General features: G+C 45.2%; 9 protein-coding genes and 2 pseudogenes. 1 reads left to right on the forward strand and 10 read right to left on the reverse strand.

Translation table 11 applies throughout. From position 1 onward, the window contains the following. Positions 1-447: 447 nt before the first annotated feature. The 9 genes and pseudogenes from K6Y21_RS14510 to K6Y21_RS14550 form a co-directional block, all read right to left on the reverse strand. Positions 448-2,790, reverse strand: coding sequence for a DUF2357 domain-containing protein (locus K6Y21_RS14510; protein ID WP_233072562.1), 2,343 nt, complete (start codon positions 2,788-2,790; stop codon positions 448-450). Positions 2,791-2,816: 26 nt separating this feature from the next. Continuing rightward, positions 2,817-4,088: an McrB family protein gene (locus K6Y21_RS14515; protein WP_233072603.1), complete on the reverse strand. Its 1,272-nt coding sequence runs from the start codon at positions 4,086-4,088 to the stop codon at positions 2,817-2,819. 33 nt (positions 4,089-4,121) lie between these two features. Then, a pseudogene (locus tag K6Y21_RS14520) lies at positions 4,122-4,670 on the reverse strand (DUF3578 domain-containing protein); the annotation flags it as partial. 9 nt (positions 4,671-4,679) lie between these two features. Then, positions 4,680-4,937, reverse strand: a complete 258-nt coding sequence (locus K6Y21_RS14525) for an HVO_A0114 family putative DNA-binding protein (RefSeq protein WP_233072563.1) — start codon at positions 4,935-4,937, stop codon at positions 4,680-4,682. Between the two features lie 339 nt (positions 4,938-5,276). Continuing rightward, positions 5,277-6,526 (reverse strand): annotated as a pseudogene (locus tag K6Y21_RS14530) (type II toxin-antitoxin system HipA family toxin). After that, positions 6,523-6,828 (reverse strand): helix-turn-helix domain-containing protein, encoded by a 306-nt coding sequence (locus K6Y21_RS14535; protein WP_004249763.1) that lies wholly within the window; start codon positions 6,826-6,828, stop codon positions 6,523-6,525. Before K6Y21_RS14535 ends, K6Y21_RS14530 begins: the two are co-directional and overlap by 4 nt. Before the next feature lie 415 nt (positions 6,829-7,243). Next, on the reverse strand, positions 7,244-8,365 hold the full coding sequence (locus K6Y21_RS14540) for a hypothetical protein (RefSeq protein ID WP_233072564.1): 1,122 nt from the start codon (positions 8,363-8,365) through the stop codon (positions 7,244-7,246). A gap of 48 nt (positions 8,366-8,413) precedes the next feature. Further along, entirely contained in the window at positions 8,414-9,763 is a 1,350-nt protein-coding gene (locus K6Y21_RS14545) for a type II toxin-antitoxin system HipA family toxin (RefSeq protein WP_233072565.1), read from the reverse strand. Continuing rightward, on the reverse strand, positions 9,753-10,043 hold the full coding sequence (locus K6Y21_RS14550) for a helix-turn-helix domain-containing protein (protein WP_233072566.1): 291 nt from the start codon (positions 10,041-10,043) through the stop codon (positions 9,753-9,755). Before K6Y21_RS14550 ends, K6Y21_RS14545 begins: the two co-directional genes overlap by 11 nt. Positions 10,044-10,402: 359 nt before the next feature. Here K6Y21_RS14550 and K6Y21_RS14555 point away from each other — a divergent pair, with 359 nt between their 5' ends. Beyond that, positions 10,403-11,575, forward strand: a complete 1,173-nt coding sequence (locus K6Y21_RS14555; protein WP_233072567.1) for a MerR family transcriptional regulator — start codon at positions 10,403-10,405, stop codon at positions 11,573-11,575. A 63-nt stretch (positions 11,576-11,638) separates the two neighbouring features. Here K6Y21_RS14555 and K6Y21_RS14560 read toward each other — a convergent pair whose 3' ends face one another. Next, a complete protein-coding gene (locus K6Y21_RS14560) occupies positions 11,639-12,637 on the reverse strand; it encodes an SEC-C metal-binding domain-containing protein (RefSeq protein ID WP_233072568.1) in 999 nt (332 codons plus the stop codon). Positions 12,638-12,714 lie beyond the last annotated feature (77 nt).

Here is a 12,714-nt window from a genome sequence, read left to right on the forward strand (position 1 = left end):
GGTCTCTTTGCGTAAAGCTATCATAAAAAAGGCTAACTCCTAGACTTTAAATCTCAGATTCCGTTGGCATTGGGTACAATACCAAAGCAAGCTCATTCAGGGTAGCGCCGAAAGTGATCTCACAATACTAATACAGTCGTCCAGAGCTAGACTCTGTGCTAACCCACCAAGCGGTGGGTATACTGGGTGGTATATTTTACAAAAACCAAAAAAACACATCAACATACTAATTTTAAACAATAAAAATAGATAACCTACATTAAGATCCAGAATATAGAATAGATTCACCTCTACTCCACTCACTTCCACAAAGCCCTTATTTAGAAGGGCTTTGTTATTTACATACGCTATAGCGTATATAACTGAACTTACACGCTGTAGCGTATAGGATATACGCCACAATAAAGGTTTATCCTAATCAAAAGTGGGTGACAAGATTGAACCAACTCACCCTATATCAGAATAAACTTCATACTTGTCTGCAATCTCATCCCAATGTGTAACTTGTTGTAAGTATTCAGCTTTGGTGAGCTTAAACTGGAAATGCTGGCTATCATAATCTTTCATGATCGGCTTATTTAACGCAAATGGCTGTCCAACAAACTCAAACACCCAGTAATAATGACTATCAGCGCTGACTTTGCCGGTTAGCTCAACATCTATATCTCGACGCGGCAGTAGTTTGACATTACCCACTCGATATAAAAATTGCCCTACTTGATGTTTGTCTGATAGCTGTTGGCGCACAGTAACAAGCAAATAGCGGATTTCCCGCACGATATTTCGATGGACATTTTGACGATTGGTGGCAATTAATTGAGTGTGGTAACCAGTCAACTGACCCTGTTGAGCCTTACTCAAATATTCGCTATCACGCCCAATTTCGTTAATAGGCGCAACCATAGTCAGGCCACGATGCCGAACATTAGTTACACCGTAGGGCGCTATTCGCGCTGCATCTTCAACAAAGTAATAATCATGAGATGGTGGCTTTAAGTAACTGATGGTATTGCTACCGACCCCTAACTTACTTCTCAAATAGCATCGCAACCAATAATTGTGAGCACCAGATTGATCCGAGGTAGGTAATAACGCAAAAGCACCTATACCAATTTCATTAATCGCTTCGTCATAAGGGTTTGGCTGCTGAGGTTGATCAAAAAAGCCAGGATACAAAGCAAACGCCCCCATAACAGGCCGGCTTTTTAATGTTGCCTCATGGGGCAAATGCTGCTGATGGATAATGGCATCACGATAACGATGCATTTGGTTAATCGCATCTTCTGGCACACCGTCTTGCCCGTTTTTTAATGCTTTAGAATCAATGCGATATTTAGCATCAAACAAAATCAAAAACGATTCTTTATTTGCCAGCGTCACCCGTAACACTATATCTGGGCGCTGATTGGCAAGCCAAGTCCGATTATCTTTACCCTGTGGAGAAAAAGAAGGCTCATGGGCAAGCTCAATGGTCATGCCGTCACTGTGGCGGTAATAAACAAAGGCCGCAGCCATGCTGTTTTCAGAAAATTGCCGCTCAAACTGTACTTTTTTCAAACTGCTTAGCTTCTTTTCTTGCAGCTCAAATCTAAGGCTCTCAATCACGGATTTGACTTCTAAAAAGCACCAAACCTCGTAAATATCCGCTACCGAACGGATCGACAGCTGCGCCTCACCGCTGGCATGGTTCAAATAATGCTTTAACTGTTGCCATACTTTATAAACTTTTGAATAGCCCGCGCCTTGCTGCAACACCTTCGACTCACTAGCTTGCCCCTCAAACGGCCCCACCTCTCGCCATAGCTGATGCTTAGCATGCTTTGCTATTTGCTCATGCCATGTATCTAATTGTTGCAAAAATGAATCTGACGCTTTTGACTCTTTTGACTCTTCACCGCTGCGAATAACCGTAATCAACTTGGCCAAATTAGCCTTGGTACGCTTTAGCACCATTTTAATAAAGCGGTTTTCAGGCGTGTTAACATTCAATCGTTGCAGGGAGATCCCCATCCGGCTTGATGCGCGCTTGCTAGTAATGAGTTCTTTGGCTTGCTGTTGCTGCTTCACACTGAGCTTTTTATGGATCCGATCTAACGGTTGCTGCTGGGTAAAAGACTGCAAACGATTGTGCGGCGCATGCAAAATTCGTTTCACGCCCTGATTAAACTCAGCCACCAAACGCTCAAACTGCGCCAGCCAAAACAATTCAAACGGCTCAGCCTGACGGTTTGATTTTCCTTGGGACTGTGTGGTTTTACTGCTAATGGCATAGCGCCATAATGGATAGACCTGATCAATTTGTTGGGTCATCCACTTAAGATCTATACTTTGCACCATCTTAGTTGCGAGCACATTGAAGCCTACCGGCACCGATTTACGCTCACCGTTAATGACATAAGTAATGTGAAATTCGCAGCGGCCAATATCATTGCCAAAATTAATCATGGCTTGCAGCGCGTTACGCCTTGGGCTGAGGATAAAACTTTGCTCAATCAGGTTGTACTTATGGCTTACAGCAGCGCTTTCTTGTTCAACACCGGCTTTAAACTCAATTTCAAACCAATACTGACGATTTTCAAAAAAGAACGGCTCAGTCAAAACCTCTTGGTCAGCAAGACTTGCAGGCAAACCATCTATTTTAACCTCAATATCTTCACTAGGACGACATAACTCACGCTTAGCATAGGTGTTAGCTAACTGTTGCCTTGGCTTATCTAACCCTTGTGCAGTCACATATAAATCAAAGTCATAATGGACTAGATGCAAGGTTTCACGCGATTGTTTCGCCATCAATCAATCCTTACCGACCGTTAAGGTTAAGGCCAAAAAGACGTAAAGCCACTTTCTAACAGGGTTTGCATACGTTTTAATTTAACTGCTGAGCGGCAAGCAACCGTAATCGGTTCATCAGGCTGGTCGATTTCCTCACGCAATAAATCAGGACGCTCGCCATGCCAAATACTCGCCAGTTGCACTGCTAACACGATTTCGAGTTGTTGCAAAACATTGGCATCACCTGTGCCCAGCTTATCATCGTCACCTTCAATGCGCGGCAATACCTTACACATTAAAAAGTCATCAAACACCGCTTCTAATTCAAGCTGGGTTTTCGGTGCCACACTGATCACCGCAAGGCACAGCTCATTAAAGGCACGAAACGCCAATTCAAACGCCGTGTGCTTTAGCACCTGATTAATCGCATCAAAAAAGGCCTTGGTTTTGACGGCATCACTATCAGCCGCAACCTGCGCAAACATTTCCAGTTTAGCTTGGCTGTATACGGGATAACTTAACCGCTTAGGCTGGTACTTAGGGCTAAAAAACTCCTCCGTGATATTGGGAAAAAACTCGCCAAAATCAAAGCTCAGCGCTCGGTCAATCACCTTGCGTGAAAAGCCGTGGGTGGTTTCATCCATGTTTACCGTGCCAGCGACCAGCAGGTTAAACGGAACACTTAAACCATATTGGCAAATGTCTGCCCACAGCTCATCGTATTGCGAACCCTCAAAGCCTAGCGCTTCGCGCAGCTTTTCTTTATCAGCGACTTCTTTAATGGTGGCGGGTTTTAATAGGGCATCACAGCTGTAGGTAAAGCTATTACCTGTCCAACACCATTCGCGGGTTTCTAGCACGGATAAATAATCAGCAAAATACTGCTCCACAGGGGCAAGGTTCATTTCATCCAAACACAACCAGTAAGGTAATACCTGTTCAAGTACAGCACGCTCACCTGATACCACTAGGCACTCACCTTGGCCTTCAGTCTCTTGGACTTCAACGGTTAAGCCACTATCAGCAATGGCACGCCAAGCTTTGGCGATAAACTGCAACACATCCGTGGTGATATATTCAGCAGGACCATTTAAACGCGAGATATAACCAAGTAAATCGCTCGGCTCATGCCAGTCGGGGCGTACTGAGGTTAAACAATATATATCGTTTCGGCTCACAGTTAAGCCAAAAGTCTCTGCAAACTGTTTGGTAGCTTCTGATTGCTTGCGTATAAAACGGGTTTTACCTGTGCCTGAGATGCCTGCAAGAAGGAGGAAGGGTTTGGACAAAAGCTGCACGTTACTTATTACTGGCATTGAATTCTGATTGGCCTCTAATTTTACATCCGCATATATTTCTAATAATTCTATTAGGTCCGATGTAAGAGCATTATCATCGGGCATATTGTCTAAAGGATAAAATTTTGCTCCAGCTGAAGCCCACTCATAAGACTGGCCTAATGTCGTATTAGATCGCAAATCTACTTTCTGATCCCAATCATCAAGTCGATTATCTAAACCCCTTATGGTATTGCGCAATTCCTCCGCCTTCTGCCTCGCTAGGGCAATTCCATATTGCCTTTTAAGCTCCGTAGTTCCAAAGCCCAACGAGAGATAAACACCACTGCCATCTGAACGGAACAAATAAACTGGATAAATACCAGACTGTGTTGACTCTGTTATTGCCGGATTGAGGATCGACAACCAAGGGACGTCTGCCCAATTTCCTGCCCCTGCGCTCGCTTTTAATAAATAATCTGTTGGAGAAGGTAGCGTGGTTTTTATTGCCTGAATCAAATCTCGTCTTAATAAATTTGCTATTGGGTGACCTGTAAAGTTCTCACTTTTAGCCTGTACCCATCCACCAGCTATTTCTGTTAAAAGTTGTCTTAAACTCATAAGTATCCTTTATACCAAGACCAAGATTTTATGGTATTCCAGTTCTATTTTCGTTGTATTTGCATTTTCTGAAGAGACCAACCTTACAATACCTATACCATCCAATGTTTTCAGAGTTCTCGACACATTGCTGACCGCTTGGCCAGCCAGCGTGGCCAGCTCAGTTACCGATTGCGGCTGTTGTTCGGCGATTACTTTTAACAACTGCTGGTTCTCTTTCGACAGCACATTGGCCACCGATTCCAGCGCGTCGAACCAGATATACACGGGGAAATCGGGATCATGCGTTTGCCCTTTATTGCCTATTACGCAGTGCGATTGTTGTTCGTTTTCAATTGCTTTACTCGAATTGCCTACCCATGTTTTCTACTTTATATACAACCCACTAATGCGTAAATGAGCGCTTGAACACTCAAAAGAGACTGTACGCTTATACATAAGCCGCACATCTTATCAACAACCGATGACGGCGCAAGATTATTTTCCGGTTTCAGCGAAGACGGTCATGGCATTGGCATATTGGACTTGGGCTTACTACAGGAAGAGGATAGTGAATCTATTTTTTCACTGCCCAGCTAAAAATGAAAAGAGAGTTTCACTGTCTCATTAAACATTAAACGCTGATTGTTTCATGGCTTGCTCCGCTCGGCTGATCCCTAGCCGCTTAGCAACGGTTTGCCATTGCTTAACCGCCATTAATACTTCATCGTAAATTTGCGTGGCTTGGGTTTGCGAAAGTCGGAAGAAGTCTTTTACGTCAAAGGCTAATTGGTAGTCTAAAGTGTTGTCTGCATCGGTAATATTCAGATGCAAGCCGTGTTTACTCATTATCGGGTTTAAATCATAAGCGGGTGATAGCTTCCAGCCATTCTTTGTTAATAAAAACCCATGGTTACGCAGGTGATCATCCGTGTTAGACACCGCAATATTAAACACGATTCGACGCCATAACTGAGCTAAATCGGCTGTGGTTTGTGCACCAGAATTGGAAATAAATTCAGCAATCTCTAAGTAGCTGGCCCCTTGAGATTGTTCACCGTCATAGTATTGCAGCTGTGTCATGGCCGATGAAAAATGCAGCCGCTTTTCACCGTCGCGGTCAAACCGTTTGGTTATAAAGGTATGGTGCTGTGACGAAAATTGCCTGATCTCACTTGGAAACATGTCAACACCTGCTGCCAACGCCAATTCATAACAGACCATCTCCCATGCGCCCACATCATGGGTATCATTTAAATTGGGAAACTTGGCAATCCACAAGTGGCCTTGTTCATCTGTCACACAAGCCTTGGGCCTTGCACCACCTAATGATGAGCCTGGAGAAATCAGCATTTTCAACCAGCGGTAATACTCGTCACTGTCGATGAATCGTCTTTTTCAATCTGCATTGCTGCGTGCTCTAGCTCTCGCAAAGAAGCCATTGGCGGCGCAGCAAACTCAGAATTGTCATCTAAGAACGCATCCGAGCCGGCTCGCTTAAATCGTATCCCTCCCATCCGGTAAGAGTCGTGCACGCCTAGCAGGTAATCCAACTCGTTTAACCGACTTGTTGCTCGAATGCCTTTGCGCGCTTCAATCGCCGCTCGCCGCTGCTTTAAAATACGCCCCCATCTATCAGGCGACGAATCGAGAAATGCACGAAAGTTTTTATCGGCTTCATCGTTGTAGAGTTCACCGGAGTGAAGCGTCAGCATTGGATCAATTTGCAAGCGATAGGCTGAGGTTAAAAATGCTTTATCGTAGGCAAAACTAAACACGCCACCTCGGCTTGAATCACTGTAAGCAAGCTGCCCAATTAGCAAAGGCGCTTCAATTGACTGCCAGTCGGCATAGACTTCGACGATTTCACGGCTCATCTTGAACCTTCCAGCAATTTTATGTTTTGCAGCTTGATACCCACTTCATCATGAGCGGCCATTTCTGCAAAGTTGCTTTCCATGCCAAGAACGGCCATCACTTTTAAGTAAGTGCCTATGGCAACGCCCGGATCACCTGCGAAGACTTTATTCACGGTTTTATGATCAAAACCAGTACGTTCACACAGTAGCTTTTTTGTAAAACCACGTCGTTTCATAGCCAACAGCAAGTCTTCACCAAAATGAGTCAGAATTTTGCGCTGCTTTGGAAACAGTACATTGTGCAAATCACGTTTAGCCATATCACCAACCAAAGGGACTATATTCCCATTATTTAACCATTACTGGGAACATAGTCCAACTTTCAAATTCAAGCAACGTCAACAAGCCAAATGCGGGACTATATTCCCATTTTATTCAATATAATTGGATTTATATCCTACTTTTAGGCTTAGTTTGCGCGTTGGCCAAGGCGATGATGTAAATCCCTGAATGCCAAAGGCCACCAAACTACACTTTTATGCGCATAAAAGTGTGCAATGCAAGTTGAGTACTCGTCTATGCGTTTTACCGAACGTGGAAATTCAGCAGTTAGAGGTTTACACAAAGTGACTTCACAGGTAACAATTTGTGAACCTGAATGAGGCTTCCAGCTTTCAACCAATCAAAACTGAATGATATTTTTTTCTCACGTCATTTGGCCGACCTATAGCTTCCTCATTTAAGCAAATCACTCAACCGATTTAACAGCGCTTTACGGCTTTTATTCGCCATAACAAAGTGGATGAAGCGTTGCTCAAACGCGGCTTTATCCGCTTTGAACTGATAGGCTTCAAACAGCTGATGCAGATTGCGTGATGCCGCATCGTAACCACTAGCGCAAGTGCGATCCGCTTGCTCTTGTGATTGCAGCCAGTAGTGCTCACGCTGGTTGTAAACATCCGTCAATACTGTTTCCTTTTCCGCTTTTTCGATGGCTATTTTTTTTGCGAGTGCTGCGGCCTGCTCTTGTTGTAGTTGGCTTTGGGCTTGCTCAATGAAAGGAGAAATGACGTCGGGGGTTAACCAATATTGATAAGTTTCGTCTGTGTTGGCAGGCTCTTTTCGCGTCAGCGCTAAGGCTTGGTGACGGGTTAACTGGCCTTGCTCAAACAGCGTGCGTAATAGCGTGTCTTTCTCAACTTCCGTGAGATTGTTTAGCCACGTATCAAATTGAAACTGGGCTTGTTTGGCTTGATGGCTGGGTTGTGCGTTCAGCACCATGGCGAGTGCCTTAACCAATGCTAAGGGAATATCATAGAGTGCCGCAAACGCCTGCACTTCTTCATTAAGGTGCTCAAAATCGAATTGAATCAACGGCACTCGCTCAACGTCATCATTAACATCAAACGCTTTGAGCCACATGAAGTACACAAGGCGCCAATCACCTTGCATTAACCCGCTGCGTAACCCAGCCAAATGCTGGAAAAATTCGTCAGCATGCTCATCATCAAAATATTCGTCATACTCCTCAAGGGAAAAAATCAGCAACTGCCACTCATCGCTTTCGTGAACATGAAGCCCATCACTTGAAAAGCCCAGTAACGCATCAGGGAGCGTTCCTGCTGGTAGCTTGATGTAGACATCAATTGAGCCCCAATCGGCATAGTAAAAACCGATGTCGAAGTACTTTAACATCAGTTCAAAAGGATCAGCCTTTAGGTCACTGTAGGTGTAATACACCTGAAAGGACGTAGCGCTGATCTCGGCTCGGCTTGAAATCGTTCTGAGTGTTTGACGCGCTTTAGTATCTAAATACCCATCCAGACGCTCGAATTTATAGTATTGATATTCGCTCACGATGGCCTTGCTATCTATTTATTGTGAATTGAAAAGTTTGTTTTACTTTCATTGAAAAAGCGCTGCATTTTCCTGTTTGCGCTGATCCAATGTCTTAGCAATCGCAGACACGGTTGTTTTACTGATCCCTTGCTGCTGTGCCAGATACGTAAATTGGCTTATGGCTTCTGCGACTTCTTCAATAACTTGCCTTGCCTCATGCCAACTCCCATAGCCAGCACTGGTCGCTAGTTTTTGCATCACCTTAAGTGGTGGCGCTTTGCCATAACCGCCGAACGCAGTGGCGTGTTCGTTGAATGGATGTGGGCTGTAGGTAACATCGTAAAAAGGTGCAGGATCCCATTGACCGTCATCCGCTTGCAAAAACGCCCAGTTTTTACTGTGGTCGTCTTGGTTAGACGACAGCAGGTTAAACATGGCGCGGCGAAATTGCAGCTGCCCGGCGGCTGGTGATTTACACAACTGACGGCTGGCTTTTATCAAGTCAATGTAATCTAAACTTGGCGTTCTAAAGTCTGCGTCCAGCAGCCCGCAAGCACTGTGCATATGTAGGCGACCTGAACTGCGGTTACCGCTTAAACTGGCCTGCTCCGTGACATAATCAAAACGCTTAAGCGCCAACCAGGCAGACGCACCGCTTGTAGTTGGTGCTTCAATGAGTTGCCATTGCGGCGGTTGACTCTTAGCAAGTTCTGCCATTTGTAAATAAACCGCCTCACACAAACCTTCTTCATGGCCGAGTGCGAGATTTTTAGAGGTAAACTTAATCAGCCAAGCCTCATCAGCAGGCTTTGCAAAGGTTCGACAATGCCGAGCTTCTCCCGCAGGCATATAAATCTGTGCCTTTGGTCTTGCCCCGCCCGAACTACCTCCGGCGACTAATGCGGCCAACACCTGTTGCGTATGCCCATCTAACTCATCGTGATTGTCATCCATATAATCTGACATCGAAGAATCGAACAGCGTTTGTGCTTCTAAGCCTAACGTCGCTAAATCAATATCCGCGTGCGTGGTGGCTGAAAACTCAGATACTGGAGAAAAAGACAATGCTCCCATGCCTTTATCACCGACAAAGGCTAACCTATCCATCGCCGTTAATTGATTAGACAGGATGCCCTTTTGCCGGAAAATACGATCTTGTAACAACATGCCCCAGCCATCGGGCAAACAATCTCCAAATACGCCATGTACTCCTTGATGAGGCGCTCTAGGTGCGACTTGAACCTGCGTGTTCGCTTGCAAGGTAAAAGGTGATAAATTGCCAAACTGCTGCAAATAGCCGTCTGCATACTGAAAAAAAACGCCTTGCCGATTCTGCGCCAAGACCCCAACAGCTATCTGATCACCTGAGCTTAACGTGCGAGTGACGGCGAGTTTTTGAATGGGTTTAAAACTCATCTTTTAACACCTCATCAATGCTAGCAGGCATAGTGGCGCGCTCTTTGTCCGGTTGTGTGAGTTGATAGAGCCTATCTAGCGAATCAAGAGTCTGCCAAAGTAACAACAATTGGCGAAATGAAATTTGCCCAGTTAGCTCAAATTTCTTAATGGTGGCCGCAGGTACACAGCTTCGCTCAGCAAGCGCCGCTCGTGACAGCTTTGCCTGCTTTCGTAACTCACGTAAATAAGCCGCATAGGCTTGGCTTACATCGGTATCATCAAGTAAGGTAAAATTCATCCGCAACAACCAAATGGATACAGTTGTATCCATTATAGATAAAAAATAAACAGAATGGATACCATTATATCCATTGCATATAAAAGGGGATTAGAAGTTTACCCGATAAAGCCCTGCAAAACTGCTATGTTTGCACTCCAAAAGCAGCATAAAAACGGTACTGTTTTCCATTGCTAGCCACTAAGATTTAGTAGTATTGCTAAACTGAAAAAGCCAACCATCTTAGGTCTACACAAAGTTACTTTATCAGTAACAATGTATAGACCTTGATACCTGCCACTTGACCTGTCTATAACTTCATAGTTTATCGTCACTGCTGATCGGGTCGGTCTATAGCTATTGCAAACGGGAGACTTACTTTGTACCGCATTTCACAACTGGCTAAAAAAGTGGGCCTATCGCGCTCTACCTTGCTCTATTACGAGAAGCAAGGGCTGTTAACTGGGGCACGCCAAGCCAACGGCTACCGGCTGTATAGTGACAAAGACGCCCAACGGGTGTTGTTACTGCAACAATTGCAAGCGGGTGGCCTGACACTTAAGGAATGCAAGTCATGTTTAGACAACAAGGTTGAGCGCGCCGTACTGAGCAAGCGCTTACAACAACTTGATGCTGACATTGCCCAAAAACAACAAGCACGTCATTTACTTGCGGCTTTGTTGGGTGAAGGCTCCCTAAGATCTTGGCACCAGCAGGCCGACAAAATAGCACCAGATGCGCATCTGGATTGGTTACAAAGGCAGGGTTTTGATGAAAAACAAGCCCTCCATTTAAGATGGTTATCAAAAGACATGAATGAGCACGAACAATACATGGCCGACTTTATGACGGTGTTTGCAGTATTAGAACGCTGGGGGCCAGGCTGCGATGCCGATACGCTTAAGGCTATGTCCTTTTTGCCTATCACGCCAACCAAGCTTATCGACATAGGCTGCGGCAAGGGCTTTGCGACTCGCTTGTTAGTCGAGCATACCCAAGCACAGATTATTGCGGTGGATAATGAGCCAAGTGCCCTTGATGCTCTGAGCCTGCGCCTTAGTGAGCAAGGGCTTGAATCTCGCGTGACCTTAACTTGCGCCAGCATGACAGCGTTACCTTTTGCGGCTGCAAGTGTTGATTGTATCTGGTCAGAAGGCGCGGCTTATATTATGGGGGTAGAGCAAGCGTTAACCCAATGGCGCCCACTCCTCACAGAAAATGGCTGCCTAGTGTTGAGCGATCTGGTTTGGCTAACGGATACCCCAAGTGACAATGCCGTCACCTTTTGGCAGGGCGAGTACCCAGACATGAACAATATCGAACAACGCTTAACCCAAATGCGCCAAGCAGGTTATCAGGTGATTGAGCACTTCACGTTAAGGGAGCAGGCATGGCATGATTATTACCAGCCCCTAAAAGCGCGGGTGGCAGCGCTCAAACCAAGTATGGCGAACTCAAGTGCCATTGCCGATATTGAGCGCGAAATAGCCATTTATGAGGGTTACCTGAATGAGTTTGGCTACCAGATGTTTATTTTGCAAAAGCGCGCTTAAACTGGTGCCCCTGGGTTTATGCCCTTGAGCTAAAAGGGCATAAACTCAAGCAAGCCTATTTGCTTACAGCAAAAACGTAAAGGTTTGCCGCAACAAAGGCTGAAGATTAACGATTCGCTCAATGCGTTGGCCATCTTGATAACGCCTTGGATCGAGAGTGATAAAACCCCAGAACTGTAAAAAGCGTGTTACAAAACGCGATTCTACCAAGTTACTCAGTGTCTCTTGTTTGCTAGCGTGAAAGGACTCTGGCATCCCATCCAATAGTGCTGGGAAGGCGATGGCTAATTCTTGATTGAGCTGATCGACAGAACGATGGGTTTGTAGTCGCCACAGCATAAATACCCAAAACTGCGACAAATCTTCGCTAACATCATAAACACCAAAATAGGCCCAGTTATATTGATAAATAGCGGCTTCGAGCATGGGCATAAAAAAGGCGCTTATGCCTTGGTTTAGATAGCGTTTTTGCGCATCTTTTTTAACGTGATAACGGCCACTTCGTCGGTAAATGATGCCTGCTACCTCGGCTAACACTCGGGTATAATGAAGTGCTCGAAATTTATCTTCGTTGCTGCCGGTAAAGTCACTTATGCTAGGCTCGGTTTCATATACCGCCACGGCAAAGGTCGGCAATTGTTCACTCGCCTGTTTCACCAAGTTAGCTGGCAAATTACCTTTCGCGGTCGCCTTAAATGAACCGCCATTGGCCATCGCTTCATCAAGAATGAGCTTGAGGTAGCTCATCACTGGACTCGCAGCCAGATCGTCAGGCACCTTAACGTCCACCTCTTTTAAATCAGCCAAACCCGCGTACATCCAATTACTCATTTGAGTAGGCGACAAACCACAAAAATCATCCAGTGGCTGGCTGTTGCGTTGCGCCATGCGGCTCTGCGCCACCAAATTAAGCTCATCTAAGGTAATATTGGGGTTCATGGCGACAATCTGCTCAAAGTCATCCATGACTTGCGCATTGATTTTGCCGGCATTGCTCATGCAACAGCGTTTGTATTTTTTACCACTGCCACACGGGCATGGATCGTTTCTTCCAAGCTTCATCTGCGTTACTCTTTGCTTCCTGCAATTCGTTATTGGTTTTATAAACCTAATTATCAATGAATTCTAACAGCGTAATT

The sequence above is a fragment of the Motilimonas eburnea genome, from assembly GCF_021295345.1.
Taxonomy (GTDB): domain Bacteria; phylum Pseudomonadota; class Gammaproteobacteria; order Enterobacterales; family CBDFNC01; genus Motilimonas; species Motilimonas eburnea.